The 25,904-nt window shown below is 65.3% G+C and carries 24 protein-coding genes; 13 read left to right on the forward strand and 11 right to left on the reverse strand.

All coding sequences use genetic code 11. The features are described 5' to 3' along the window. Positions 1-235: 235 nt before the first annotated feature. The 3 genes from ACOQPI_RS07725 to ACOQPI_RS07735 all read right to left on the reverse strand — a co-directional run bounded on the left by ACOQPI_RS07725 (position 236) and on the right by ACOQPI_RS07735 (position 4,620). Positions 236-3,616 (reverse strand): hypothetical protein, encoded by a 3,381-nt coding sequence (locus ACOQPI_RS07725; protein WP_420619095.1) that lies wholly within the window; start codon positions 3,614-3,616, stop codon positions 236-238. A gap of 420 nt (positions 3,617-4,036) precedes the next feature. Further along, positions 4,037-4,423: a type II toxin-antitoxin system death-on-curing family toxin gene (locus ACOQPI_RS07730; RefSeq protein WP_420619096.1), complete on the reverse strand. Its 387-nt coding sequence runs from the start codon at positions 4,421-4,423 to the stop codon at positions 4,037-4,039. Further along, a complete protein-coding gene (locus tag ACOQPI_RS07735) occupies positions 4,420-4,620 on the reverse strand; it encodes a hypothetical protein (protein WP_419848629.1) in 201 nt (66 codons plus the stop codon). The genes ACOQPI_RS07730 and ACOQPI_RS07735 overlap by 4 nt, the downstream gene beginning before the upstream one ends. Before the next feature lie 85 nt (positions 4,621-4,705). Here ACOQPI_RS07735 and ACOQPI_RS07740 point away from each other — a divergent pair, with 85 nt between their 5' ends. After that, positions 4,706-6,418: an N-acyl-D-amino-acid deacylase family protein gene (locus ACOQPI_RS07740; protein WP_420619097.1), complete on the forward strand. Its 1,713-nt coding sequence runs from the start codon at positions 4,706-4,708 to the stop codon at positions 6,416-6,418. A 66-nt stretch (positions 6,419-6,484) separates the two neighbouring features. Here ACOQPI_RS07740 and ACOQPI_RS07745 read toward each other — a convergent pair whose 3' ends face one another. Together ACOQPI_RS07745 and ACOQPI_RS07750 are read right to left on the reverse strand one after the other, a co-directional pair. Further along, positions 6,485-6,700, reverse strand: a complete 216-nt coding sequence (locus tag ACOQPI_RS07745; protein ID WP_420619098.1) for a helix-turn-helix domain-containing protein — start codon at positions 6,698-6,700, stop codon at positions 6,485-6,487. 315 nt (positions 6,701-7,015) lie between these two features. Beyond that, positions 7,016-7,957, reverse strand: coding sequence for an LLM class F420-dependent oxidoreductase (locus ACOQPI_RS07750; protein ID WP_420619099.1), 942 nt, complete (start codon positions 7,955-7,957; stop codon positions 7,016-7,018). Here ACOQPI_RS07750 and ACOQPI_RS07755 point away from each other — a divergent pair. Continuing rightward, positions 7,956-10,061, forward strand: a complete 2,106-nt coding sequence (locus tag ACOQPI_RS07755; protein ID WP_420619100.1) for a DEAD/DEAH box helicase — start codon at positions 7,956-7,958, stop codon at positions 10,059-10,061. The two genes, ACOQPI_RS07750 and ACOQPI_RS07755, sit on opposite strands and share 2 nt — an antisense overlap. Further along, positions 10,058-10,261, forward strand: a complete 204-nt coding sequence (locus tag ACOQPI_RS07760) for a hypothetical protein (RefSeq protein WP_420619101.1) — start codon at positions 10,058-10,060, stop codon at positions 10,259-10,261. The genes ACOQPI_RS07755 and ACOQPI_RS07760 overlap by 4 nt, the downstream gene beginning before the upstream one ends. A gap of 12 nt (positions 10,262-10,273) precedes the next feature. Here ACOQPI_RS07760 and ACOQPI_RS07765 read toward each other — a convergent pair whose 3' ends face one another. Continuing rightward, positions 10,274-11,221, reverse strand: a complete 948-nt coding sequence (locus tag ACOQPI_RS07765) for an alpha/beta hydrolase (RefSeq protein ID WP_420619102.1) — start codon at positions 11,219-11,221, stop codon at positions 10,274-10,276. 62 nt (positions 11,222-11,283) lie between these two features. Between ACOQPI_RS07765 and ACOQPI_RS07770 the strand changes: the two genes are divergently transcribed. Further along, on the forward strand, positions 11,284-12,087 hold the full coding sequence (locus ACOQPI_RS07770; RefSeq protein WP_420619103.1) for a thioesterase family protein: 804 nt from the start codon (positions 11,284-11,286) through the stop codon (positions 12,085-12,087). On the opposite strand, the gene ACOQPI_RS07775 is transcribed toward ACOQPI_RS07770, so the two are convergent. From ACOQPI_RS07775 to ppgK, 3 genes are read right to left on the reverse strand one after another with little or no spacing between them, the layout of a single operon-like run. Continuing rightward, complete coding sequence (locus ACOQPI_RS07775; RefSeq protein ID WP_420619104.1) at positions 12,081-12,890, reverse strand: SDR family NAD(P)-dependent oxidoreductase; 810 nt, start codon at positions 12,888-12,890, stop codon at positions 12,081-12,083. The genes ACOQPI_RS07770 and ACOQPI_RS07775 overlap by 7 nt on opposite strands. Positions 12,891-12,899: 9 nt before the next feature. Beyond that, the gene (locus ACOQPI_RS07780) at positions 12,900-15,275 is read right to left on the reverse strand and encodes an efflux RND transporter permease subunit (protein WP_420619105.1); all 2,376 of its coding nucleotides are present in this window, start codon (positions 15,273-15,275) and stop codon (positions 12,900-12,902) included. 33 nt (positions 15,276-15,308) lie between these two features. After that, positions 15,309-16,076 carry a polyphosphate--glucose phosphotransferase gene (gene ppgK / locus ACOQPI_RS07785; protein ID WP_420619106.1) on the reverse strand — a complete coding sequence of 256 codons (768 nt, stop codon included), beginning with the start codon at positions 16,074-16,076 and terminating at the stop codon, positions 15,309-15,311. Positions 16,077-16,209: 133 nt separating this feature from the next. Between ppgK and ACOQPI_RS07790 the strand changes: the two genes are divergently transcribed. The 7 genes from ACOQPI_RS07790 (at position 16,210) to ACOQPI_RS07820 (ending at position 23,124) form a co-directional block, all read left to right on the forward strand. Then, entirely contained in the window at positions 16,210-17,004 is a 795-nt protein-coding gene (locus tag ACOQPI_RS07790) for an SDR family NAD(P)-dependent oxidoreductase (protein ID WP_420619107.1), read from the forward strand. A gap of 25 nt (positions 17,005-17,029) precedes the next feature. Beyond that, positions 17,030-18,739, forward strand: coding sequence for a thiamine pyrophosphate-binding protein (locus tag ACOQPI_RS07795; RefSeq protein WP_420619108.1), 1,710 nt, complete (start codon positions 17,030-17,032; stop codon positions 18,737-18,739). Positions 18,740-18,836: 97 nt separating this feature from the next. After that, on the forward strand, positions 18,837-19,817 hold the full coding sequence (locus tag ACOQPI_RS07800) for a FecCD family ABC transporter permease (RefSeq protein WP_420619109.1): 981 nt from the start codon (positions 18,837-18,839) through the stop codon (positions 19,815-19,817). Beyond that, positions 19,814-20,800 carry a FecCD family ABC transporter permease gene (locus ACOQPI_RS07805; RefSeq protein WP_420619110.1) on the forward strand — a complete coding sequence of 329 codons (987 nt, stop codon included), beginning with the start codon at positions 19,814-19,816 and terminating at the stop codon, positions 20,798-20,800. Before ACOQPI_RS07800 ends, ACOQPI_RS07805 begins: the two co-directional genes overlap by 4 nt. Then, positions 20,790-21,596 carry an ABC transporter ATP-binding protein gene (locus ACOQPI_RS07810; RefSeq protein ID WP_420619111.1) on the forward strand — a complete coding sequence of 269 codons (807 nt, stop codon included), beginning with the start codon at positions 20,790-20,792 and terminating at the stop codon, positions 21,594-21,596. The genes ACOQPI_RS07805 and ACOQPI_RS07810 overlap by 11 nt, the downstream gene beginning before the upstream one ends. A gap of 123 nt (positions 21,597-21,719) precedes the next feature. Further along, positions 21,720-22,730: a heme/hemin ABC transporter substrate-binding protein gene (locus tag ACOQPI_RS07815; RefSeq protein ID WP_420621006.1), complete on the forward strand. Its 1,011-nt coding sequence runs from the start codon at positions 21,720-21,722 to the stop codon at positions 22,728-22,730. A 67-nt stretch (positions 22,731-22,797) separates the two neighbouring features. Next, positions 22,798-23,124 carry an antibiotic biosynthesis monooxygenase family protein gene (locus ACOQPI_RS07820; RefSeq protein ID WP_420619112.1) on the forward strand — a complete coding sequence of 109 codons (327 nt, stop codon included), beginning with the start codon at positions 22,798-22,800 and terminating at the stop codon, positions 23,122-23,124. Positions 23,125-23,131: 7 nt separating this feature from the next. On the opposite strand, the gene ACOQPI_RS07825 is transcribed toward ACOQPI_RS07820, so the two are convergent. Continuing rightward, positions 23,132-23,308: a hypothetical protein gene (locus ACOQPI_RS07825; protein ID WP_420619113.1), complete on the reverse strand. Its 177-nt coding sequence runs from the start codon at positions 23,306-23,308 to the stop codon at positions 23,132-23,134. 163 nt (positions 23,309-23,471) lie between these two features. Between ACOQPI_RS07825 and ACOQPI_RS07830 the strand changes: the two genes are divergently transcribed. Together ACOQPI_RS07830 and ACOQPI_RS07835 are read left to right on the forward strand one after the other, a co-directional pair. Next, a complete protein-coding gene (locus tag ACOQPI_RS07830) occupies positions 23,472-23,819 on the forward strand; it encodes a hypothetical protein (RefSeq protein WP_420619114.1) in 348 nt (115 codons plus the stop codon). A 76-nt stretch (positions 23,820-23,895) separates the two neighbouring features. Beyond that, a complete protein-coding gene (locus ACOQPI_RS07835; RefSeq protein ID WP_420619115.1) occupies positions 23,896-24,906 on the forward strand; it encodes an LLM class flavin-dependent oxidoreductase in 1,011 nt (336 codons plus the stop codon). On the opposite strand, the gene ACOQPI_RS07840 is transcribed toward ACOQPI_RS07835, so the two are convergent. After that, positions 24,907-25,890, reverse strand: coding sequence for a hypothetical protein (locus ACOQPI_RS07840; protein WP_420619116.1), 984 nt, complete (start codon positions 25,888-25,890; stop codon positions 24,907-24,909). Between the last annotated feature and the right edge of the window lie 14 nt (positions 25,891-25,904).

Consider the following 25,904-nt stretch of genomic DNA (forward strand, 5'->3'; position numbering starts at 1 on the left):
TCTCCGACCCCCTGTGGAGTCTTTTCTCTACCCATAAGTTGGCCTCTGCGGGGCCCGACTGTGTTCTGTCCTCCCTAGCATGGCGGGCGGGACTACCGAGAGATGAGCCAACTCGACTAGGTGGGGTCCAACCCTGACACCGTGGCTCATCCCAGAAGCTATCCACTTGATGGAACGCCACCGTGGAATGCTGGAAGTGCGGTTGCCGGGGTTGGGATGCGGCCTGTGGTGGGTCTTATGAGGCCGCTCGATCGGTTATCTGCCTGATGGCGTGGACGGCGGCGCTGCCGACCTCTGGATCGAGGGTGTAGATGCGCAGGTACTCGGCGGTGGTTTCGTCCCCAACAAGTCCCAGCATCCGGATGGTGAAGTTCAACGCGCCGTTGTCGTGGAAAAAGGGGTGAGTGGGAATATCTGCCAGATTGTCGAGCGCCCACTCGAAAAGGTGGCGCATGGAATCCGGGTGGTCCTCGGCCATTTGTGGGAGATCGCGACGGCGATAGGGCGCTTGGTTTTGGCGATCCCATAGGTACCGCTTGTCGGCGCTGTCGATGTGGGCCAGGGCTGCGACTGCTTGGCCCGGTTCGGAAAGAAGGGCATCCCAGATTCCATCAGCATCCACTGCCGCCTCATCTCGCTCGCAGCAGAGCAGCAATCTGGCTATGAGGCGCCAGCTTCTTTGCGCCGGGGTCGGGTCGACTGGCCCTGGTGGAATCTCAGATTCGAATTGGGCCCACCCTCGTATGGCAGCCCGGCAGGCGGCTGATGCCTCCTGCAGCATAGAAGCGTCTTCGGGGGGGCCGTCGAGGTACGCCGAGAACACGTTCTTGGCCGCATTGTCAAGATCAGCCTCCCCGGTGGGGACTAGGGCCGTAAGCTGCTCCAACGTCGAGTCGAGGAGCCATGAATCGGGTTCGGAGCCGCGCGCTGCCATTGTGAACAGCCTGGCCTTCTCCGTGTCAGTGAGTTCATCTATGGCTTCGCAGTAGGGGCCGACGAGTTCTTGGGTTTCGTACTGCATGGCCACGATGCTGCCAGCCGCACGGCAGTTCTCCATGTCCTTGGGGCCCGAGATGGTTTGCCGGATGTGGGCTTGCAGTTGCTTGACAGTGGTTTCGCTCTCGATCTCGTCGAACTCGGCGAGCGCTTCGAGAAGCGAGCTTTGTAGGAACAGATTGCTCGTCTCGATTGAGCGAAGTACGTCGATGATCTCGGAGCGGTGCGGGTCTTCGGTTCCGCCGAAGAGACCCAGGTTTCTGGCTGTATGAAGTGCTTGAAGCTGCAAGTGGTATCCGCCTGCGTTCCAAACCCGGCGCAGCAGAGAAGCGAAGGTCGCTTGGTCGGTGGGGTCGAGTGGGTTGATTGCAAGTATCGCCAGGTAGTAGCGGCCCCACGAATAGTCGCCTGCGCCGGCGGCCAAGAGGTCTGCCAGACCGATGCTGTGTGGACGGCCCATGGGCCGGGTATCCATTGAGGCGTACTCGAACGCGACAGCGACGTAGGATAAAGCTAGTCCGCAATTCTCCGGGTTTAGTTGGTGCGCCAATTGGCTGAGCGTCGCTTCCACGACCGTTGAGATGGGGTTCGTAATGCCGTCGGCTTGCAGGAGCCGCTGCTGGGTCTGGCACAGCTCGTCGGTGCGGTCAATCAGCTGGCACACTTCGTCGACGAGCAGGCCCCGGTGCAGGCCCCTGCCAGCAGCGGCCAGCAGCTTCAGCTCGGTATCTGACCACTGGCGGTTTGTAAACCAACCCCCGCCAATAGCCAAGCCGACTTGATTGTCGTATTCGATGGCCTTGAAGCACGCGTTCTCTGGGCTGGCTGTGGCGATGCCGACATGGAGAACGTCTCGGATGTCCGCAGCTGCAAGAGCGGCAACTTCGGGGCCGTAGTCGCCCACGAGGGCCGAGAGCATTAGCCATTCATTGCAGAGCGCCTCAATTGCGTCCCAGATCCGTTGGCTATTGCGCTCGATTTGAAGGGCAGTCTGAGCGAGCGGTTTGTTGGCCGGAAGGCCAAGTTGAGCGGCGAGGCGCTGGGCTGAGTCGGAGGAGCGGACGAGGTCCTCGGCAGCGAGGAACTGGGCGAATAGCTCGTGGCGGAAGCGGACACGGTGGCGGTCAACTTCGATGAGCGGATTAGCTAAGACTTCGTCTGCGAACCGGGCATCAGGTTCAAGGCTTGGCGAGTTGAGGACTGAGGCAGCGTCGAGTTGCGGCATGCTGGTCCTGAACTTGGAGTGAAGATTGGCGGCGAGGGCACGTAGCCCGGCTCGGACCCGTTCTGTGGGGGCATGTCTCCGGATGAAGGCGTCGTGCAGGTCTGCGACTGAGGCGCTATCGGCTAACTCACTCTCGCATTCTGCGGCTATTGCCAGTTCGTGCGGCGAGCGGAACTGGTCGCTTATGCGCTCAGGCTGTCGTGCACCGTAGGAGCGGAGTATGGCCAGTCTGGTCTCTGCATCAGGCTTGTCGAAGTACAGGATTCTCGCGCCGAGCGTGCCGGCCAGCCCCTCCTCAGATGTGCTCGTAACCAGCACCCCCGCGGAGTATCGCAAGCAAAACGCCTTCAATTGTTTCAGTAGTTCGGTCCGCTCACTCTCCGGGCACTCGTTAAGACCATCGAGCACGACAGATACGCCAACTCCAATTTCTTCGGCGGCCCGAATAAGGTCCATTTGCCGCTCGATGCTGTACGGAGCTGTAGCCAGGTTGAGCAAGTTGCTGAATCGGCCCTCGTAGTCAGCGGCCCGAATCCAGACGACTAGGCGGCCAACGTCGCAGTGTCTCACCACCAAATGTCGAGCGAAAAAGGTTTTGCCGCTTCCCGAGTGGCCTGTGATCGCGACCACCCTGCCAGCGGCGACCATGTTGTCGATGTCTTCTACTGTCAATTCGGTGCCATCGTTGTCGGTGGCGCCCAGATCGACGAGGGGCCTGAGACCGTCAGAGAGACTGGCTCGGGCTCTCAGACGGTAGTCGGCAATGACTTCGAGGTTGTCGCGCTGGCTCTGCTCGGAAGGCGAGATGTCTTCGGGCTGGAAGAGGCTGTGATGCCGGGCGAATTCATCCCACTCCTCTTGTGTCCACGGCACATTTGGTCCGGGTTCGATCAGCCGCTCGAGGAGGTCTTGGTAGCCCAGCACGGTCACGAAGGGTGGTGGCTCGATTTCTGATCCTTCGGGGATGGCTTCCCACATCCCGACGATCGTGTCGATGTGACTGTAGAAATTGCCATCTACCGCAGCGACGCGCTCTTGCTCGGCGAGGTCGCGCATGGCGTCGCTAATCGCATAGGTGCCACGAATGGCCTGCCGACCGCCGTTGGTGATCTGCCGCTCTGTGTCGTCGGGACGAACCTGAACCCAATGACCGTTTTCGTGGCCGCGCACCGGGCAGTCCGCACGGAGGCCCTTGATCTCCACATGCGCGGTATGGGTTGTCGTGTGGACGAGCAAGTCGATCTGGCGCTGCTGGGCTCGCGGAATAAAGTTCGCGTACAAAGTGGCGCTAACGCCGCGCTGCTCTAAATCAAGGCGCAGACGGCTGATGAGTTTCTGCTCTGCGGGATCCTCGATTTCCTGACCGAGGAACAGCCGGACTTCTGAATTGTTCATCTGGTGTCGCGCAGTACGCAACGGCTGAGGACAATGCTACAGGCCAACATGGCCATTTCAAACAATGACAAAGCGCACCCCACAGCGGGACCTAGCCAGCCGTGCCAAAATCCCCTGTGGGCAGAATGGTTGCGTAGTAGGTGAAAAAAGGGGCCCCGTGCGGTCCGGGGCCCCGTCGCCGCAGTATGTCGGCTGCATTCGGAAGATTCCTACTAACCGGACCGCAGGCATTGGGGAACATAGCGATGCCACTACGGGGATGTCAACGGTTATTCAGATCAGAGTGATCCTCGGAGTCCTCGGAGGGCTGATTGGGGTCACGCTGGGATCCCAAGAGCAGCAAGGGGCAAGAGGGTGAGGTGGTCGCCGAAGCTGATCTTGGAGGGTCCGGTCTGAAGGGCCAAGTCGTTGCCGGAGTGGTTATCCGTGGGCCAACTCTTGTAGGGCGCTGGAAATGTCCTCCACCTCTAGGTGGTGGATTGCGATGCTCTCTACTAGGTGTACGACGGCATCTGCGGAGATGTTGTCTACGGGGTGGCCGTTGACGCTCAGGAAAGTGGTGGTGGCCAGCCAGCCGAGCCTCTTGTTTCCATCGACCAGGGGATGCCCAAGCACGATGGAATGCAGCAGTGCGGCGGCTTTGTCCCACAAGCTGGGGTAAGCGTCCTCGCCAAAGACGGTGGTCTGTGGTCGGGCAACGGCAGATTCGAGCAGGCCCATGTCTCTGATCGGCAGGTTTTCGCCCAGTATCTCTCGGGCAGCTGCCAGTAGATTTTCCAGCGAGGGGAAGAACGTCTCGTCTGTCACTCGCCTAGACGGCGCAGGGCTTCTGCATGAACTGTCATGTTCCTCTTGGCTTCAGCAAGCCAAACGGCGTCTTTCTGCTGCTCGACGAAGGCCTGGACGGCGAGGTTGACTGTTTCGTCCACGGTGCAGCCTGCTTGTTGGGCTGCGGCTAGCAGAGCTGCTTCACAGTCAGGGCTGAGGTCTAGTTCCACGACCATTCGACAACTCTACCGGTAGACCCGGTGTGCCGGTTGGTCCATTTCGCCAGGGGATTTGTCACGGGGCGCGCCTACTGTGGGGGGCATGTTTGATCTGGTGATTCGGGGTGGCGCGGTTGTGGACGGGACCGGGGCTGAGCCGGTGGTGGCCGATGTGGCGGTTTCCGGAGGGCGGATTGCGGAAATTGGGCAGGTGGATGGGGCGGCGGACCGGACGGTAGATGCCGACGGGCTGGCGGTAGCGCCGGGGTTCATCGACCCCCATACCCACTACGACGCCCAGCTCTTCTGGGATCCAGCGGCCACTCCATCGCCGATGCACGGGGTGACCACCGTGCTGGGGGGCAACTGCGGGTTCTCCCTGGCGCCGGTCAATCCCGATGACGCCCGCTATCTGCAAGAGATGATGGCCATGGTGGAGGGGATGCCCCTGCCTGCGCTTGAGCAGGGGCTGCCGTGGGACTGGGAGACGTTCGGGCAGTTCTTGGACAGCCTCGACGGCAACACCGCGGTCAACGCCGGATTCCTGGTGGGCCACTCGGCTCTGCGCCGCTACGTGATGGGTTCCGACGCCAATCAGCCGGCGAGTTCTGACCAGCTCGACCATATGGTGCAGGCCCTCCACGATGGGCTGGCCGCCGGCGGCATGGGATTCTCCACGTCGCTGGCCCATACCCACTGGGACGGCGACAACGAGCCCGTGCCCAGCCGATTCTCCTCCACCGAGGAGGTGCTGGCCCTGGCCGGGGCGGTGGCCGACCACCCGGGCACCTGGCTGGAGTTCATCACCTCTGGTTGCCTGAGCACCTTCAGCGACGAGGAGATCAACCTGATGAGCCAGATGTCGGCTCGAGCCCAGCGTCCGCTGAACTGGAACGTGCTCACCGTCAGCGCCGACACCAAAGACCGCACCAACCATCAGCTCGGGGCATCGGATGCCGCCGCTGAGGTGGGCGGGCGCATTGTTGCGTTGTCTATGCCCACTATCGGCGGGTTGAAGTTGAGCTTCGCCACCTACTGCCCGCTCTACAACATGCCCGGCTGGAAGGACACCATGAACCTTCCCCGGGACGAGAAGATGGCCGCGCTGGCCGACCCGGAGACCCGCCGGTGGCTCAATGAGCAGGCCCAAACCGGCAGCGGTGGCTTTTACCACATGGCCCAGTGGCAGAACATCGAGATCGGCACCACCCACTCCCCGGAGAACGACGGGCTCACCGGCCGCCGGGTGGGCGACATTGCCGCTGAGCGGGGACAAGAGCCGTTCGACACGCTGTGCGACATCGTGCTGGCCGACGACCTGCGCACCGACCTGTGGCCCATCAATGCCGACGACTCGGAGGAGAGCTGGGCCCACCGGACCGAGCACTGGCGCGACCCTCGAGTGATCGTGGGCGGCTCCGACGCCGGCGCCCATCTCGACCGAATGTGCGGCACCCGCTACTTCACCATCATCCTGGGCGACATCGTGCGAACCCGGGGGCTGTTGCCGCTAGGGGAAGCGGTGCGGCTGATGACCGACGTCCCGGCCCGCCTGTTCGGGCTCAAAGACCGGGGTCGGGTGGCCGAGGGCTGGCATGCCGATCTGGTGCTGTTCGACCCGGCCACCGTGGCCTCCGATCCCATCGAGGCCCGCACCGATCTGCCCGGCGACTGCATGCGCCTGTTCGCCGGCGCCCAGGGTGTCCACCGGGTGCTGGTGGCCGGAACCGACATCGTGGTTGACGGCCAGGTGACCGGCGCCACCCCGGGAACCGTTCTGCGCTCTGGCCGCGACACCGAGACCGTATTGCCCTGAGACCCCTCTCCGCCCCCGACCGCGCGGGGGTTGTCGCAGCCGGGGGCGGAGGCTTTGGGGGTGGGGTTAGGCGGCGAATTCCTCGTCGATCTTGCGGTAGTAGTCGGCCAGACCGCTGAGAGAGGGATGGCGTAACTCCGATGGGCGGAATCGGACGGCGCTGCCGATGCGATAGGCGGGCACGATGCCGTCGTTGATACCTCGAAGCAGGCTGCTTTGATCAATGCTGAGCATCTGGCACGCAGCGGCCGGGTCGATGAGGTCTTCCACAGTTTGGGTCATGAACTTGCTCCTCTCTCTCCTCCGCCTCAGCCTTAGATCACGGCAGCGACGGGAATGGAGCGGGCATTCTCGCGATCCAAATTCTCAAATTGTTCCCAACTGAGCGGTCTTGGGGAGCGGATAGTTGGGCATGCGTTACGTCGATCTGTGGAAATCTTCCTGTGGACGACGCAACACAACCATTTGACCTGGGTTTTTGGTTCGCACTTGGAGAGTGGGCACCAAGGGGTAACCTGTGTAAAAGAAATTTCTTAAAAAGTCACGAAATCAACGCGAAATCAGCAGCTTTAGCACAGATTGTGTTGTGGCCCAGGGTTAGGTTCGGGAGATCACCTCGGTCGCGAAGCGGTCCAGGGTGGCTTTGGCAGAGTCCAGATCGGGGTCATGGGTGCTGTAGATCATGCGGGTCGCCCCCAGATCGGCCAGGAATCGGGCGTCGTCGAGAGTGGCGCCGAATCCCTGAAGCTCACAGGCCTCAGCTCGTCCCGCATCCGCAGCCCACCGCTGCACCTCGGCCCACATCTCAGGCCAGCGATCCCTATTCTGCGAGGCTGAGAAAGCGGGCAGAAACGCATCGCCCCGCTGGCCGGCTCGGCGCAGCGCCGGAGGGGAGTGGCCACCCACGATGATGGGGATGCCGCCGGGCTGGCGGGGATGAGTTGTGAGCTGGACGCCCTCGAAGGCAATGGTCGGCCCGGCGAAGCTGGCCACCGGGTTGGCCCACAGCTCCCGCATGACGTCGATGTACTCGTCGGTGCGGGCGCCCCGGTTGGCGAAGGAGTAGCCCAGAGCGTCGAACTCGTCGGCCAGCCATCCCGCGCCGATTCCGAGTTCGGTCCGGCCTCCCGACAGCACATCGACGGTGGCAAGCTGCTTGGCCAGCAGCATCGGGTGGCGCTGGGGCAGAACCAAGACCGCGGTGCCAAAGCGCAGTGAGTTGGTGACCCCGGCCAGAAAGGCCATCAGCGCCAGCGGCTCGGGCAGTTGGGTGTGCTCGTTGTCCCACGGATAGGCCCCCGATCCGGCGTAGGGGTAAGGCGCCCTTTTGGCCGCGGGGAACACGATGTGGTCGGCGAAGAACAGCGAATCGCATCCCACCTCCTCGGCGTGGCGGGCAAACCCGGCCAGAAACTCAGGGTCGGCGATAGGTGCCGCCGGTGGTCCCGCCACTCCGGTTGCGCTGCCGATGAGGTAGAGCCCGAATTTCATTCCCGTAGCCTCCCACGCCTCATCTGCCTCTAGCCTCAATCTCGCCATGGCTGCGCCTCCCGCTCTTGTCGATTTCATGCCCGCGGTGGTCGATCCCGATGAGTTGTTGGGGGCGTTCTGCGATTGGGCCGAGGCGGCCGGGTTGGAGCTTTACCCCCACCAGGAGGAGGCGGTGCTGCGGCTGCTAGGGGGTGACAACGTGGTGCTGGCCACCCCCACCGGGTCGGGCAAGTCGCTGGTGGCGATGGCCGGGGCGTTTGCCGCGCTGGCCCAGGGTCGGCGGGCGGTGTACACCGCGCCGATCAAGGCGCTGGTGAGCGAGAAGTTCTTCGAGCTGGTAGCGGCATTCGGGGCTGAGCGGGTGGGGATGGTCACCGGGGACGCCACCGTGAATGGGGGAGCGCCGGTGATCGCCTGCACTGCCGAGATCCTGGCTCTGCGGGCCTTGCACGCGGGCAGCAACACCGATGCCGACCTGGTGGTGATGGACGAGTTCCACTACTACGGCGACCGGGATCGGGGCTGGGCCTGGCAAGTGCCGCTGCTGGAACTGGGTCAGCCCCAGTTCTTGCTGATGTCGGCCACCCTGGGCGACACCACTGCCCTGCGCCGGGACCTCAGCCAGCGCAACGGCCGGCCCACGGCGCTAGTGGCCTCGGCCCAACGGCCGGTGCCTCTCGATATGGAGTACCGGGAGACCCCGCTGCACGTGTCCATCGCCGAACTGCTGGCCACCGACAAAGCGCCGGTCTACATCGTCCACTTCACCCAGCGGGAGGCCACGGCCCAGGCCCAGAGCCTCACCAGCCTCGATGTGCTCGGCCCCCACGCCAAAGCAGACGTGAAGGAGGCAATCGGCGGCTTCCGCTTCGACACCCCGTTCGGCAAAGACCTGCGCCGCTTCGTGCTGGCCGGAGTGGGGGTACACCACGCCGGACTGCTGCCCAAGTACCGGTTGCTGGTGGAGAAGCTGGCCCAGCAGGGGCACCTGAAGCTGATCTGTGGCACCGACACGCTGGGCGTGGGGGTGAACGTGCCCATCCGCACCGTGCTGTTCACCCGGCTGTACAAGTACGACGGCCGCCGCACCCGGGTGCTGTCGGTGCGGGACTTCCAGCAGATAGCGGGCCGGGCGGGCCGCCGGGGGTTTGACGAGGAGGGCAGCGTGTGGGTGCAGGCACCCGAGCACGTGATCGAGAACCGCCGGGCTGAGGCCAAAGCGGCGTCCGATCCGGTGAGGCGCCGCAAGCTGGTGAAGAAAAAGCCGCCCGAGCACAACTACGCCCACTATGACAACGACACCTTGAACCGGCTTTGGCACGGCCAACCCGAGACCTTGGAATCGAGCTTCGCAGTGACCCACTCCATGATGCTCAACGTGCTCGACCGCCCTGGCGATGGCTGTGCGGCCATGAAGCGCCTGCTGGTTGACAACCACGAGCCCCGATCCCGCCAGCGAACCCACATCCGCCGGGCAGTGGGGGTATTCCGGTCACTCATCGACGCTGAAATCGTCGAGGTGCTCGACGAGCCCGACGACGTGGGCCGCCCGGTGCGGGTGAACCTCGACCTCCAAGACGAGTTCCGGTTGAATCAACCGCTCGGGCTGTTCGCGGTTGAGGCGCTGGAAGCGCTGGATATCGAGGCGCCCGATTACCACTGGCAGGCGCTCAGCGTGGTGGAGTCGGTGCTGGAAGACCCCACGGTGGTGCTGTTGGCCCAACGGGACAAGGCCCGCGACGACCTCATGGCCCAGCTCAAAGCCGAGCGGGTGCCCTACGAGGAGCGCCTCGAGCGGCTGTCGGAGGTCACCTGGCCCCGCCCCGAGGCCGAGTTCATCGAGCCGGCCTTCGCGGTGTTCGCCCGCTACCACCCCTGGGTGGGCCACGACCGCCCCAGCCCAAAGTCGGTAGCCCGCGATCTCATGGAGGTCGGCGACACATTCAACCAGTACGTCTCCCGCTACGGCATCAAGCGCTCTGAGGGCACGCTTCTGCGCTACCTGTCCGACTGCTACAAGGCCCTGGTTCAGACCATCCCCGCGGCCGCGGTCACCGACCCCCTCGGCAGCCTTACCGCGGAGCTCGGCACCCTTCTGCGCACCACCGACTCCAGCCTCCTCGACGAGTGGGAGAGCCTGCGCGAGGGGTGAGCTTCCGATCCGCTAGTGGCACACTGGTGGCGGTGATTGCCGATCAGATTGTGTGTGTGGACTGCGGAGGGGTGTGCCACCGGATCACGCACTGGCCCGAGGACGATCCGCCTGTGCCCGGCGACACGGTGGCCTATCGCTGTTCGGATTGCAACGACCGCTGGGACATGGTGCTGGACACCGAGGACTTCGACGACTGATCGGCAGCCCCGCTAGGGCAAGAGCGAGGCGATCCAGGCGTCGAGGCGTTTGGCGTGGCTCTTGGTCATCTCGGAGAGTAGCGCCATGAAGCCGTGGGGGGAGTCGGGGTAGACGGCCAGTTCCACCGGCGACTCGGCTGCGGCCAGCCGGTTGGCGAAGAACAGGGAGTCGTCGAGCAGGTGGTCGAAGGTGCCCACCGAGACCAAGCAGGGGGGCAGGCCGGAGAGGTCGGCGAACAGGGGAGACACATCGGGATCGCGCCGCTCGGCATCGGACATGCCTGGGGTGAACGACTCAATCATGAACTGAATTGCCGACGGCTCCAGCATGTCGGGATTGGCGCCGTTGCCGAAGGTCGACGGCGTGCCCCGCAGGTCGTACACGCCGAACACCAGGTTGGCTCCCAGCACCCTGTCGACGGCGCCAAGGCGGTCTCGGACCCGCAACAGGGTTGCCGCGGCCAGATGCCCCCCGGCCGACTCGCCGCCGATGGCCATCTTGTCGGTGCCCCAGCGTTCGGGGCCGTTCTCTAGCAGCCACGCCGCGGCCGCCTCGCAGTCGTCGGGCCCGGCCGGGTAGGGATGCTCGGGGGCCAGTCGGTAGTCCACCGACAAAACGGCCAGCCCGTGGTGCTTGGCCAAGTGCTCATTGCCTGGATCGTTCATTTGGGGACGGCCCACTATCCACCCCCCGCCGTGAATGTGCAGGAACATGGCCTTGGGCTCGTCGGGCACGAACAGCCGCACCGGGATGTCGCCAGCCGGCCCCGGGATGGTCGACTCGACGGCCATCGGCGATGGTTCGGCCTCCATGGCCAGCATGTACTGCCGCATCATCTGGGCCCGGGCCACCGGGTCGTCGGGCACATCGGCCTCAGCCCCGGCGGGGGTGGGCAGGTGTTCCAACAGGGCCAGGGCCTCAGGGCGGTAACTGTCGATCGTGTCGTCCCAGAGCTTCATCGGTGTCTCCTGTCTGTTTCGTCTCGTGCCATACGACTGGGCGGTACTACGTTGCCCCTTTTGTGGGCGACGATGCCATTTTCTACGTAGATGGGGACACCGTCATCCCCACCATCAACGCCCAGGGACCCTGGGATCCCGGCGTTCAGCATGGCGGCGCAGTGGCGGGGTTGTTGGCCCGAGCGGTGGAGCAGGTACCCACCCCGGTTCCCATGCGAGTGGCCCGTTTCACCCTGGACATGCTGCGCCGGGTTCCGGTGAAGCCGTTGGCCATCTCCACTGAGGTGCTGCGTACCGGTAAGCGGATCCAAGCGGTTCGAGCCGACCTGAACGACGGCGACCAGTTAGTGGCATCGGCGGTCGCAGTACTTGTGAGGACCGGGGCGGGGATAGACGTCAGCCCCTATCGGCAGCCTGATGCCCCACTACCTCCACCGCCCGGCAGCACCGGAAGACCTGTCGGGCTCGCTCCCCGGGCCCAGATGCCCGAGGGGTTTCCCCACGTGGTGGAGTTCGACCGCGTGGTTGGAGGGCTCAGCGGCGGCACCCCCAGCAAGGCTTGGGTTCGGCTTGCGGTTCCCTTCGTGCGGGATGAGGAGACCACCCCTCTGGTGCGGCTGATGGCCCTCTCTGATTTCACCAGCGGATTGGGCTCGTTCCTGCCCTTCGACCGGTACGTGTCGATCAACCCCGACCTGACCATCCACGTGCTGCGCTATCCCACCAGCGAACACATCGGAATAGACGCCGAGACCTGGGTCGACGCCGACGGCGTCGGCCAATCCCGAGCCCGACTGTTCGACGAGTCGGGCCTTTGCGCCCTCAGCGCGGCCTCGCTCTTCGTCGAGACTCGCAGCAACTACTGAACCGCGGGAGGGCCGGGCTCAGGGCCGCCGAGGTCAGTGAGGTCGTCGAAGCCCACCACGTGGCCGCTCCAACCGTCGGGTTGGCGGATCATCCAGTCGGCGCACTCTGCGGTGTATTCGGGGGTCTTCAGGGTTTCCAGGCCCGCGCCGCCGGTGGCGATCTCGGCGCCCTGGGTGTTGTAGACGTGCCACCACCCCTCGGTGGACACGATGTGGTCCACCCGGAGCACATTGAACGCCACTCCTCGGCCGCCCAGTTCCAGGTGCATGGAGGCGTTCCAGCGCTCCATGGCCTGCTTGGATGTGGAATAGAGCGACAGGTTGGGGCTGATGGCGGTGGCCGACCCCGAGCTCACGCTCAGCACCCGGCCCGAGCCCCGCTCCAGCATCCCGGGCACCAGGCCCTGGCAGAGCTGCAACGGTCCCACCACCTGCACCCGGAACGCCCGCTCCCAGCGCGAGGCGGGCACATCGATGATCGGGCCATTGGAGGTGTAGCCCGCGTTGTTCACCAGAATGTCGCAGCCCCCGTACCACTCCAGGGTGCGGTCCACGATGCGGGAGGTGTCATCGGGCGAGGTCAGATTGGCCTGCACGCTGCGGGCCTCGATTCCCTCGTCGCCCAGCGCGGCCACCACCTCGGGCAGCGATCCGGGCAACACGGCGTCGGGGTCGTCGCTCCCGGTGCGGCCCACCACCACCAGGCGGGCTCCGGCCCGGCCCAACCGAAAGGCAATCTGGCGGCCGATGCCCCGGGTGGCGCCGGTGATCACCGCCACCGAGCCGTCAACAGCAAAAGACACGCCCGGACCCTATCCCGGCTGGGTGCGACGGTCGGCCAACACCAGCAGGCAGGGCAGGATGATCGCCGCGGCCATCATCGACAGGATCCCGGTGATGGCAATGAGAATCCCCAATTGGCTCACCACCAGCAGCGGGGCGAAGGCCAGCACGATGAAACCTAGTGCCGTGGTGGTGGCCGACCCGAACAGCGCTCCGCCAACGCTATTGGCCGTAGTTGTCAGTGCTTCGGTGATCGGTGCCCCCTGCTCGCGCTCATGCAGATACCGGTGGGCAAAATGGATGGTGTAGTCCACCCCAATACCGATGGTGAGCGACGTCAACAGCGCGGTCAGCGCGTTGTAGTTGATGCCCAACACCCACATCAGCCCTAGCAGCAACATAAGCACCACAACGATGGGGGCCACGGTTATCACCCCCAGCAGCGGACGGCGGTGCGCCCGCCAAAAGTAGGCGGTGAGCAGGGCGAGCGCAGTGAGCACGGTGATGAACGTGGCGGTGGTCTGGCTGCGGGCCACCGCGTTGGTGGTCACTCCTGGGTTGATCTGAGCCCCTGTCACTGTGAAATTTCCGGGAGCCCCATCAGCCCAAAGGTCGCCAGACGCGTTGTAGAGATCGCGGGCGTCGCTGTCGCTCCCGAAGTAGGCCTGAATCGGGATGATGGTCACGTCATCCCCCGACGAGTCGGCAAGCGAGGCGACATTGGCAAAGTCGTCGGGGGCGGCCTGCGACACCTGGCGGTACAACTGGGCCAGATCATCGGATGACCCCTGGGTGAGCACCACTCGGGCGTTGGGCACCGTATCGGCGGCCAGCGATACCAGCGTGCTGCCTCCCACGCCGACCACATGTATGGGATGCTCCAATCCCGAAGGCGCCGACTCGCCCGACCCGGGCCCTGGGCCCCGCAGCCGGTCGTCCAACGCCACCAGGGCTCGGGCTGCGGCCGGGTCATCGAGGTCGGTGATGACCACTCCGGTGATCGTGGTGCTCAGCCCGCCTACCTCATCGCGGGCCAACCGGATGTCTTGCACCACTTCGGAGTCCTCGGGCAAGAACTCGTCCTCCTTGAACTCGGTGTTCACGTTGATGCCTCCCGCCACCGCCGCACCGGCCAGCGCGGCCACGGCCAAGAGCGTGAGCTTGGGATGACGGGCGCAACGGACCACGGTCGGCACCAGCAAGCGGCGCACGCCGGGTATGGAGTCGATTACCAGCCGGGTCCTCAGCGGCTGTCCTCGGAACAACCGCCGGCGGTCGCCCAGCATCCTCACCGCGGGCACCAGAGAGGTCATGATGAAGAACCCGGCGATGATGCCGCAGGCCGCCAGGATCCCGAAGTCCCGGATGGGAGACAGGGGGCTGGCCAGGTTGGTCAAGAAGCTGAGGGCGGTGGTCAGCGCCCCCAAGCCGATGGCTGCGCTGGTTATCGAAACCGCCCGGCTGGTGGCCCGGCGCGGGTCGGCATCCCGCTCCTCGCGGCGGCGAGACACGATCTGGAGCGAATAGTCCACTGTCAGACCCACCAACAGCACTGGCACGATGATGCTGATCGGTGTGATGCCGTTGATCTTGTCCAAACCGTCGGGGCCGAGGTAGCCCGAGAGGCCGATCTGCCACAGAGCGGTCAGGATTACGCCGATGATGGTGACTGCGGTGTCGGCTGGGGAGCGGAACAGCGCGGCCAGCACGACCACCATCACCACCAGGGCCAGGGGGAACAGGAACCCGCTGTCGGTCAGGGCTTGCTGGGCCCCCTCTTGGAATCGGGCGTTGGACAGGGTTCGGGCCGATGCATTGGGCCCATAGTCGCCCGCCTGGATCACGTCGTTGACTGCCAAGAGGGCGTCGAACCAGCCCAAATCGGGAAGGTCGATCTGCTGAAGCCTGACCTGGCCCAGTCCGGCGTTCTCACCAAGCAGCTGTTCGAACTGGGCCGCGCGGGGATCATCGGCTGGATCGATCGCCAGTGCCCGGTCTACGTCCTCAGCGGTGAGCTGGGCCGGGGGCACGCCGGACAGCGCCACGATCAAATGGGCATAGCTGCGGACTACTGGTTGCCCGTCCTGGGGAACGAAAGGCGCGGCCTCGGGGTGAGCCAGGGCCATTTCCGAGCGGGCAATGAGTTCCCGAATGGCGTCCGGAGAGGTGACGTCGCCCCGAGCCACGATCTGCGCGCTGGTGAATGCGCCCGATTCGGGGAATCGGTCTTCCAACTCGGCTACTGCCCGAGCAAGGTCGCTGCCCGCGGGCACGAACGACCCCATCGCATCGGGCTCTTCGGTGGTCAATGCCACCCCCGGCAACATGGCGGCGGTGATGAGCGCCACCACCGCGATGGTGCGCCATGGCGAGCGAGTGACCAAGTGGGCGTACCAGTTCAACATGGAGGGGGGAGGCCTTCTATCTGGCCTTCAAGATCAGCTCGTTTCCGATTTCGCCGCGCTCCAGCCCACCGTCGCCATGGCTGCGCCAACGATCCCGGCGTTGTTGCGCATCTGGGCGACAACGACTTCGGTGTCAATGCCCAACAGCGGGCCCCACTGGTCGAAGTCCTTGCTGATGCCCCCGCCCAGGATGAAAAGGCCAGGCGAGATGATCCTCTCGAGGTGCTCCAAGTACTCCCGTACCCGCCCCACCCAGGTGGGCCAGTCCAGATTCTCCCGTTTGCGAACCTTGGCCGCGGTCCACACCTCCACATCGTTGTCGTGTCCGGCCAAGTAGAGATGGCCGAACTCGGTGTTGGGCACCAGATTTCCGTTCACGAACACCGAACTGCCGATACCGGTGCCGAAGGCGGTGAAGCACACCGTGCCCAGCCGGCCTACACCGGCGCCATGGCTCATCTCGGCAATCCCCGCGGCGTCGGCATCGTTGATGATCGTCACCGGCGCGCCAATCCGATTGCTCATCGTCCCTGCGATGTCAACCCCGGCCCAGGAGTCGTCCAAATGGGCCACCCATTTCACGGTGCCGTTGGTGATGGGCGCGGGAAAAGCGCATCCCACCGGGCCGTCCCAGCCGAACGAAGCAATCAGCTCCTGTACCACATCGCACACTTGGTCGGGTGTGCCCGGCTTTGGGGTGGGTAGGCGGAGTCGCTTGTCGGCCAGTTGGCCGGTGCTGAGATCCACCGGCGCGGCCTTCATACCGCTGCCCCCTATATCGATTCCAAATGCCGTGCTCATCCTGTCCCCGCCCGACGAAAGTACCAGCGGCCCTCCTCAGCAGGGGAGTCGAGCGCGGGGTGCGCGAAGCTAGGGCGCACACCGCGAGGCTGGGTCAAGCCCGGCGCCGCACTGCTGGGAACGGAGGAGAGCGATGGGCGACATGCTGGCTGGACGGGTGGCACTGGTGTCGGGGATCGGTCCCGGCCTGGGCATCGAGATTGCCCGGCTCTACGCCCAAGAGGGGGCCGACATCGTGATGGGCGCCCGCCGCACCGAGGTGATGGAGCCTCTGGCCGCTGAGATCGAGGCTATGGGCCGACGCACGGTGTGGCAGTCCACCGACATCACCGACCCCGCCCAGTGCCAGGCGCTGGCCGACGCCGCAGTGGAGAAGTTGGGACGGCTGGATGTCTGTGTGAACAACGCCTTCAACGACGGCTTCCCCGTCATCAACGTGGAGGACGCCGACCTGGACCGCTGGCGGAATGTGTTCGACGTGAACTTCTTCGGGTCGTTGAACATGACCCGGGCCTGCATCCCCGCCCTGCGGGACTCAGGGGCCGGACGGGTCATCTTTATCAACACCATGTCCATCCGCATTCGGCAGGCGGGTTGGGGGGCCTACAGCAGCTCCAAGGCCGCGTTGGAAAACATCACCAAGATCATGGCCAAAGAGCTGGGGCCCGACGGCATCCGGGTGAACAGCGTTCTGCCCGGCTACATCTTCGCCGACGCGGTGCGCAACTTCCTCCAAGGCCAGGCCGACGACAGGGGAGTGGACTATCAGGTGGTCTACGACGAGACCGCGGGGGAGACCGCCCTCAAGTACCTCCCCGATGCTGCCGAGATCGCAGGGGCGGCCCTGTTCTTCGCCTCAGACCTGTCGCTGCCCATCACCGGGGCCTCGTTGGATGTGAATGCCGGGCACTGGATCGGCGGCGCATGACCGACGAGCGGCTCTTCCTGGTCTGATGAGCGACGGGACCCCCGCGGGCATCGCCATCGCCGAGGTGCTGGCCGACGCGGGCATCACCCACGTCTTCGGGGTGCCGGGGGGCTACTCCATCAAGGTGTTCGACGGGCTGCGGACGGTGGCCGACCGCATCGAGAGCGTGCGGGCTGCACACGAACACCAGGCATCGGTCATGGCCGAGATGTATGGGCGGCTCACCGGCCGTCCCGGCGTGTTCACCGGCCAAGGGCCGTTCGCGGTCTCGTCCGGGGGATTCGGGCTCATGGAGGGTTTCCTGTCGGGCACCCCCATGCTGGTGCTCACCGAGATGACCGACCACGGCATCCCCCAGCACGCCCCCACCCAGGGCACCACCGGCGACCACGGATCAGTAGACCTGCCTCGCATCCTTTCCGGGATGACCAAATACATGAGCGTGGCCACCACCCCCAACGAGGCGGTGCACGCGGTGGAGCTGGCCATCCACCACGCCACCTCGGGACGCCCCGGTCCGACCGCGGTAGTGTTTCGCCTCGACGCCATCTTCCGGCGCACCGACGAGTCCCGCCACCCCCGCCTCTATAGGCGGAGCCGGGTCGCATCGGCCGCCCCTCCTCGGCCCGATGGCTCGGCGGTAGCCGCCTTGTCTGATCTACTGGCATCGGCCAAGCGCCCAGTGATCGTGGCCGGCAACGGCATCCACCAAGCGCAGGCCTACGACCAGTTGGACGCTCTGGCTCGCCGGGCGGCGGCCCCGGTGGTGACTACCGCCAAGGCCCGGGGGGTGATCGCCGACGACCACCCGTGGGCCGGCGGGCCGCTCAGCCCGTTCGGCTGGCAGGGAGCCTTTGAGCTGTTGGCCCGAGCCGACGTGGTGGTGGTGTTGGGATCGCGCCTCAACCCCCACGACACCCTGGTGGAGTCGCCCACCTGGCTGGACGCCGACCGCCAGCGCATCGTGCAGGTGGACATCGAGGCCGCCAACCTGGGGGTGAGCTTCCCCGTTGAGCTTGGCGTACACGCCGAGCTGGGAGCGCTATTGGCTGAGCTGGTGCCCGTGGTGGGCGTCGATGAGGACTTGGCCAACGATCGGTGGGCCGACCTCGCCGAGATCAAGTCGAAGGCCGAGGATCCCCCAGTACTACATGACTCGGCCAGCCCGGTACCGCCTCAGCGGGTGATGCAGGTGCTCAACGAGGTTTGGCCGGCCGACGGCCGGATCACGCTGGACGCGGGTAACAACCGGATCTTCGCCTATCACTACTTGGAGGCCCGCACCCCCGGACGGCTGCACCTGCCCGGCGGACACTTGGGCATGGGCTGGGGGCCGCCCGCCGCGCTGGCCGCCGCCATGGTCCATCCCGGCGAGCGGGTGCTGTCGATCAGCGGCGACGGCGGCTTCCTGATGTCGTTGCACAACCTGGCCACCGCGGTGGAGTACGGGCTGCCGGTTACGTTCTTGGTTCTCAACAACCGAATGCTGGGCAACGTCTACGACTTCCAAGGCCCGGACCGCCGCACCGCCGTCGATATCGGCGACCACGACTTCGCTGCGGTGGCCCGGGCATTCGGCTTGGAGGGCCACCGGGTGGACGACGACGACGCACTTGCCGACGCCCTGGCTTCGTCGCTTGCCGCCGACGGCCCCGTGCTCATTGAGGTGTCCACCGATCCCGACCACTCCTCAGACTTGGTGAGAGTGCGCGACTCCCGCTCACATTCCCCCTAGCTCCCCCCCTTAATCTCGGTTCGCTTTTCATATTGAGTTAGGCAAGCCTTACTCTTGCCGCGTGGGAACAGGTCGCTTGGTGCTCCGGCGTCATGTAGTGAGCCTTCCTTGTGCCGGGGGGCTACTGCTGGTTGTCGGGCTGCTCAGCCTGCGATATGGCGTTCTTGACATCGATATCTCAACCGTCTGGGAATCCATCTGGAGCTACGACCGCAGCGACCAGGGGCAGGTAGTAGTGCGGGAGTTACGAGTTCCCCGAACCATCATCGGCATACTGGCCGGGGCAGGCTTCGCCGTGGCCGGGGCTCTCACTCAGGGAGTGACTCGTAACCCACTGGGGGCGCCGGGAATCCTCGGCACCAACGCGGGGGCGGCGTTCGCCGTGGTGACCGCCATCTACAGCGCGGGCATCACCACGCCAGCCGGATACGTGTGGTTCGCCTTCGCCGGCGCCCTGGGTGCCACGGTGCTGGTGTATCTGGTGGCCTCTGCCGGGGCCAGCGGACCAACACCGGTGAAGCTGGCCCTGGCTGGCGCGGTGATCAGCGCTTTGCTGGGATCATGGACAGCCGCTCTGCTCCTGCTCGACTTAGAGACGCTGGACCAGGCCCGGTTCTGGTTGGCCGGTTCCATCTCCGGAAGGGGCACCGAAGAGGTGGAGTTGCTATTGCCGGTGATCGCCGTGGCGCTGGTCGTGGCGCTGTCCATGGGACGTCAGGTGAATGCCCTGAGCCTGGGCGAGGAGGTCGCCACTGGCCTCGGCCAGCGCACCGCGCTGGTTAGGGCAACCGCCGGGCTGTGCGTGGTTGCGCTGGCCGGTTCCGCGGTGGCCATGGCCGGACCAGTGGCATTCGTGGGATTGGCGGTCCCCCATATTGTCCGCTCGGTGGTCGGCCCCGACTACCGGTGGATCATCCTGTACTCGGCCATTCTCGGTCCGTGCATGCTGTTGGGTGCCGACGTCGTCGGACGGGTGATCGTCACCCCAAGCGAACTCCAGGTTGGAATTGTCTGCGCTGCGGTGGGAGCGCCGTTCTTGATCTACCTGGTGCGGGGCACGAAGTTGGCCCAGTTGTGACCCGGACCGCGAGCCTGTGTACCGCATCCGCGGCCGCGATTTTCGCTCTGGCGGTCGTCGGACTGGTTGTCGGCGATTTCCCCGTGCCCGCCCGAGAGGCCATCGCCACCGCGATCTGGGACCGGGGCAGCGAGTTCGACTTCGTGATCAACTCTTTGCGATTTCCCAGAGTGACGGTGGCTGTGCTGGCTGGGATTTGCCTGGCGGTGTCCGGTGCGCTGTTCCAGGCCCTGATCGACAACCCGCTGGTGTCGCCGGACATCATCGGAATCGACACCGGGGCGGCGGCCTTCGCGGTGGCCATTCTGGCCATAGGGCTGGATACCCAGTGGCTGCCCTACGCCGCGTTCGCCGGAGCGGCGGGAACTGCCGCGCTCATCTTCGTGCTCTCATGGCGGCGGGGGTTCAGCGGCGGTCGGTTGGTGCTGGTCGGTATCGGAATCAACGCCCTGCTCACCGCGGTAATTACCTACCTACTGGTGCGGTTTCCCATTGAGAGGGTCAGCGCCGCAGCTCGCTGGCAAGCCGGGACTCTCTCGTCTTCCTCCTGGAGCGACGCCCGCACCCTGGTCATCGGTCTAGTGGTGCTGTTGCCAGTGGCGTTCTTGCTCATCCGACGACTGCGGGTCATGCAATTGGGCGACGACATGGCCATTGCCTTGGGGGTTGGCCTGGAGCCGAGCCGCCTTGCGGTTATCGCCATCGGCTGCGGACTGGCCGCCATAGTGGTCGCAGTGGTCGGGCCGCTTGGCTTCGTCGCCCTGCTGGTCCCCCATGCGGCTCGAGCGCTGGCTGGCACCGGCGCCCTCTCGGGGGGAGTGCTGCTGCTGACTGCCTTGTTGGGGGCGGTCATGCTGCTGTCGGCCGACTTGGTGGCCCAGCGTCTCTTTGCCCCGACGGTGTTGCCCGCCGGAGTAGTAACCGCAGCGATGGGCGGGCCTTATCTGCTGTTCGTGCTGAGGAGGTTCAACCGTGCCACCTGAATGGGTACCCAGTCCTACGCTGAATGCTGAAGGGCTATTTGCCGACTACGGGGGACCGCCTGTGGTGAAGAATCTCTCCGCCGATATCCCCACGGGCGAGATCACGGCCATCGTGGGCGCCAATGCCTCCGGCAAGTCCACGCTGCTGCGGGCCCTGGCCCGGTTGCTGCGTCCCTCTGAAGGAGCGGTGTACCTCGATGGGGCCGACATCTGTAGTCTGCCCACTCGCTCGGTGGCCTCTCGCCTCGGTCTGCTTCCCCAGTCCCCCCGAGTGCCCGACGGAGTTGTGGTTGAAGACCTGGTGCGCCGGGGCCGCTACCCCCATCAGCGCCTCTTCAGCCAATGGTCCAAGACCGACGACCAGGCGGTGGAGCGGGCACTCAATCTGACCGGACTGGTTGAGTTGAGAAGCCGGCCGGTCGACGAACTGTCGGGAGGTCAGCGCCAGCGGGTGTGGATTGCCATGGCATTGGCCCAGGACGCTCCCATGATGCTGCTCGACGAGCCCACCACCTTTTTGGACATCGCCCACCAGGTGGAGATGCTGGATCTTCTGGCCCGGCTCAACGAAACAGAGAACCGCACGGTGGTGATGGTGCTACACGATCTCAACCAAGCGTGCCGCTATGCGTCCCACATCATCGCCCTCGCCGATGGGCGAATCGAGGCCGCTGGCCCCCCGGCCGAGGTGGTGACCGCCGATCTGATCGAGAGGGTCTTCGGACTCAGGGTGAGCGTGATCTCCTGTCCGGTTACCGGAACACCGCTGTGCATTCCGTACCGGCACAATTATTAGCTACAGTTTGTAAAACTATTTAGGTATACCTAACATCCGGGCATGGCCGGGGGCTCCGGAGCGGGTAAGCGAGTTAGGACATGGGCGGCACGAGTGCTGTCGAGCGCAGTTCTGGCGTTGGCTGTGGCTGGCTGTGGAGGCAGTGAATCCCCCGTCGATCAAGCTGCTGCTGACCCGGTTCGGGCCTCGGCCACCCCGTCTGCCTCTGCATCTCCCACCGTTTCTGCCACCCTGGCCCTGCCAACGGGGACTCCCGAAGTCGATGGTGGGCCAGTCTTGCCGGTCACGGTGGTGGACGAGACTGGGGTGGAGATCACCATCGAGTCCATCGAACGGATTATCCCTCTTGATGGCGATGTGGCCGAGGTGGTCTTCGCCCTTGGATTGGGTGACAACGTGGTGGCCACGGACTTGTCGGCCACCTATCCTCCCGAAGCCGATGCCCTGCCCGAGATCGGCTACCAGCGGGCTTTGTCGGCTGAAACGGTGGCCTCGTTCGCCCCCACCCTGCTCTTGGCCACCGACATCGCTGGGCCTCCCGAAGCGCTGGACGATATGCGCCGGCTGGGCTATCCCCTGGTCATCCTGCCCAACGAGGCCATACCGACCGGTGCAGGGCTGAAGATCAGGGCGGTGGCCGCGGCTTTGGGCATTTCCCAGCGGGGTGAGGAGATGGCCGATGCCCTTGACGCCGCCATAGCCGAGGCCACCGTGCCGCCCGACTATGACGGCGACCGCCCCCGAGTGGTGGCTCTCTATGTGCGGGGCACGGTGGCGCAGCTGGTGCTGGGCGAATCGGCCAACACACGCTGGCTCATCAACTCAGCCGGGGGAGTGGATGTCTCCGAGGAGATGGGGATTGACGACAACGCACCGATTTCCGCCGAAGCCATCTTGGCCGCAGCACCCGATGTGCTGCTGGTGCCCGAAGCCGGACTCGAATCAGTGGGAGGCGTGGACGGTCTTCTGGAGATTGGAGGGCTTGGCCAGACCCCCGCCGGGCTCAACCGACAGGTGTTGGCCTACGACGACCAGCTCCTGTTGGGCAATGGTCCTCGGACCGCCGAGATGCTCGCCCGCCTTCGGGAAGACCTAAGTGCCGTAATTGTGGCGCATCCAAAGGAGGATTCATGACCACCCGGAGCTTCGACACTTCTCATCCAACCAATACACATCCAACCAACACCAAGGAGAACAACCAATGAGCATCGTGCGAATCAACGCCATCACTGTCCCGGAAGGGGCAGGCGACGAACTGCTGCGCCGTTTCGAGCAACGAGTCGGCGAAGTGGAGACCATGGCCGGTTTCGAGGGGTTTGAGCTCCTTCGGCCAGCCGAGGGAAATACCTGGTACGTGTACACCCGCTGGGCCAGCGAAGAGGAATTTCTGGCCTGGGTGCGTTCGCCGGCTTTTGCCCGAGGCCACGCTGAAGCGAGTCAGCAGCCGGTAGCCCATGGGGCCGAGCTGTTGAGCTTCGATGTGGTGCTAACTGCTGGTCCGTCCGTTGTAGAGGCGGCTGGCCAGTGATGCACCATCAGGGCAGGGGACAGAGCCGGGGTAGGCGCACGGCCCAGTGGGTCGGGTTGATCCTGGCCCTTGTAATGACTGCGGCAGCCTGCGGAGATGATGGCGGCGATCCGGCCAGGGTCACCGATGTCTTGAACCCGTCGGGCACGCCAGGAGCATCGGCGTCGCCCAGTGCATCTGCCACGCCTCACGGGTCTGCAACCCCTAGTGCGTCGGCCACGCCCTATGGATCGGCGACGCCCACCGCCCATGCGACAGCCACGGCCACACACGCTCCGACCGCGACAGCCACTACCGCTGCCACACCTTCGATGACGCCCACGGCGGTTGCCACAGCCACCGCTCCAATGGATGCGGCTTCAGACGGACAGGCGGCCATGGATGCATGGGCCGTGGTCTTCGACTCCACCGCTGAGTTTGCCGACAAGGCGCCCCACTTGGAAGATGCCGCTGCTTTGGAGTCCAGCAATGCCGCATATGCCGAGGCGGGCGAGAGCTTCGGAGGGTTCAGCATGGAACCCACCGCGGTGGATATAAGCGGCGATGAAGCCACCATCACCTACAACGTCTTGTTCGGAGGCAATGCCGCCTATGAAGACCTGACTGGAGAGATCCAGCGGGTGGATGGAACATGGACCGTCAGCCGAGAGGCGTATTGCGGGTTCTTGGCCTCGGCCCGGACCCCGTGCTCTTGAGCTGACCCGGTTCGGGCAGGCCGGTCTGGGTGTGGCCGGCCTGCCCTTATCCGCCTCCGTGCTACCGTCGCCGGCGGTGAGCGTCACCCTTGAAGCGGAGATCAGCCCCGGGATGAGCACCGCGGAGGCGGTGAGTCTGGCCCGACTGGCAGAGGAGGCTGGGTTTGCCCGGCTGGGTATCTCCGATGTGGCGTTCTGGCCCGACTGCTTCATGCTCCAGGCCTTGTGCGTCCAGGCCACCCGCCGCATCGCGGTGGGGGCCATGGTCACCAACCCCTACACCCGCCATCCGGTGGTGCTGGCTGGGGCGCTGGCCACCCTCGACGACATCGCCCCTGGCCGGGCATTCTGCGGACTGGGCGTGGGGGCCGGCCTGGAGCCGCTGGGCATCGACTACCCCAAGCCGGTGGCTGCCCTTCGCCGGGCGGTGGACGACATCCGCACGCTGTTGGCCGGGGGAGATGTCGGCGGCGAGCACCTGGTCCGCCCCGCCGCTCACCCCGTGCCCATCTCCATCGGCACCCGCAGCCCCCAAGTCATGCGATTGGCTGGGGAGGTGGCCGATATCGCCCTGGTCGGCGGCCGCTTCTTGTCAGCTGATCTGGCTGACACCTACCGGATGTGGTTGGCCGAGGGCGCAGCCCGGGCCGGGCGCACGGTGGACGACTTCGAGACCGCTCCCCGGCTCACGCTCTGTTGTTCCGAGGACGGCGATCTCGCTCGGCGCAGCGTCAAGCGCTACGCCGCCCACTATCTCACCATCATTCGCCCACCTGAGCTGGATGTGGCCCCCGACCGCATGGCCGCTATCGAGGCCGCTCTGTCCCGCAGCCGAGGTTGGTACTTCGATCACAATCGGACCGACGACCCCGAGTTGGACGCGTTGATCGACGACCGTCTGGTCCAGGCCTTCACCATCGTCGGCACCCCAGAGGAGTGCGCCGATCAGCTCTCTTCCGTGTTGGACATGGGATTCGGCAGCGCCAGCCTCAATTTGGCGGCCACCGCCCGCTCCACCGCTGCTGAAGGCTTGGCTGAGACAATCAACAGCTTTGCCCCGGTGGTGGCTGCGCTCTCCGCCGACTAGCTAGTTGCCGATCAGTCGGCTGTAGGCCTGGCGGTAGAAGCCCAGGGCAATGCCGCAGGGGTTGGGGTCGCCCACAATCGCCGCGTAGGGCAGTGACGCCCCGGTGAATGCAGCGTCGTTCCAGAACGGGTCGCCGTGGTCGATCGGCCCCCACGGCCCCACGTACAGGTAGGGCTCGGGGTGAGCAGCGTCTCCGGGCGATGCCCCGTAGGTGGCCCGGCTCACAGGCTCGGAATCGGCATTGCCGATCTCCACTGCCACGTCGAAGTGGCCAGGCCACAGCTGCACCCGGCTGGGATCGGGAGCTCCGGGAGTGCAGCGCAGCTCCTCCAGCGCCGCGGTGGCCATCCCGAACCACTGGCTGGTGAACGCCACCAGCTCCTCGTCCACCGTCAGCGGGCGATCCAAGTCGCCCAGCGCCACGGTGTCGTGCTCGGCCTGGTCGCTGGTCGCTTCGACGCCTAGGAAATCAGCGGCTGCGGCCAGCGTGGTAATCGTCTCAGCCTCCACCCTGTCTCTGTGCTGCCTCACCAACATGCGCCCTTCCACCCGCACCTGGGTGTCGTCGCCGAAGAACGGGGTGCCAAACCCGTCCAGAGTCCAGCGCAGCCCGAACTTCCCGTTGGCTGCCTTGCGGGTGTTGGACACCACGCCGTAGGCCAAACGGTGAAGGTCGTCGCGTCGCACCGGATAGTGATCGGGCACGCTCACCAGCGGCTGGTAGTTGGCCAGCCATCGGGGCCCGCAGAATTCGGCCACGGTCTCGTCAGCTGCGGCCAGATCGCCCCAGCGGAGATCGCCCGCACTGGTGGGAGTCACCACCCTGGCAGTCGCTTGGTCGGCCTCACCCACCGCGGCGGGGTCGTCGGCATACCAGGGTCCGGTGACCACGGCAGGCGGTGACGGCTCCAGCACTCTGGCGGTCAGACCGTCGCCCACCACGGCATCGGCCTCGGCTTGTGGGTTTCGGTATCGGGGTGTCATGGTGCCTTACTGGA

Source organism: Candidatus Poriferisocius sp. (genome assembly GCF_965219815.1).
Taxonomy (GTDB): Bacteria; Actinomycetota; Acidimicrobiia; order Acidimicrobiales; family Bin134; genus Poriferisocius.

Bases quoted from the DNA above. Each gene is read 5' to 3' on its own strand.
- ACOQPI_RS07725 (WP_420619095.1), bottom strand. From the start codon at position 3,616: ATGAACAATTCAGAAGTCCGGCTGTTCCTCGGTCAGGAAATCGAGGAT.
- ACOQPI_RS07735 (WP_419848629.1), bottom strand. From the start codon at position 4,620: ATGGTCGTGGAACTAGACCTCAGCCCTGACTGTGAAGCAGCTCTGCTA.
- ACOQPI_RS07740 (WP_420619097.1), top strand. From the start codon at position 4,706: ATGTTTGATCTGGTGATTCGGGGTGGCGCGGTTGTGGACGGGACCGGG.
- ACOQPI_RS07745 (WP_420619098.1), bottom strand. From the start codon at position 6,700: ATGACCCAAACTGTGGAAGACCTCATCGACCCGGCCGCTGCGTGCCAG.
- ACOQPI_RS07755 (WP_420619100.1), top strand. From the start codon at position 7,956: ATGGCTGCGCCTCCCGCTCTTGTCGATTTCATGCCCGCGGTGGTCGAT.
- ACOQPI_RS07750 (WP_420619099.1), bottom strand. From the start codon at position 7,957: ATGGCGAGATTGAGGCTAGAGGCAGATGAGGCGTGGGAGGCTACGGGA.
- ACOQPI_RS07765 (WP_420619102.1), bottom strand. From the start codon at position 11,221: ATGAAGCTCTGGGACGACACGATCGACAGTTACCGCCCTGAGGCCCTG.
- ACOQPI_RS07780 (WP_420619105.1), bottom strand. From the start codon at position 15,275: ATGTTGAACTGGTACGCCCACTTGGTCACTCGCTCGCCATGGCGCACC.
- ppgK (WP_420619106.1), bottom strand. From the start codon at position 16,076: ATGAGCACGGCATTTGGAATCGATATAGGGGGCAGCGGTATGAAGGCC.
- ACOQPI_RS07790 (WP_420619107.1), top strand. From the start codon at position 16,210: ATGGGCGACATGCTGGCTGGACGGGTGGCACTGGTGTCGGGGATCGGT.
- ACOQPI_RS07795 (WP_420619108.1), top strand. From the start codon at position 17,030: ATGAGCGACGGGACCCCCGCGGGCATCGCCATCGCCGAGGTGCTGGCC.
- ACOQPI_RS07820 (WP_420619112.1), top strand. From the start codon at position 22,798: ATGAGCATCGTGCGAATCAACGCCATCACTGTCCCGGAAGGGGCAGGC.
- ACOQPI_RS07830 (WP_420619114.1), top strand. From the start codon at position 23,472: ATGGATGCGGCTTCAGACGGACAGGCGGCCATGGATGCATGGGCCGTG.
- ACOQPI_RS07840 (WP_420619116.1), bottom strand. From the start codon at position 25,890: ATGACACCCCGATACCGAAACCCACAAGCCGAGGCCGATGCCGTGGTG.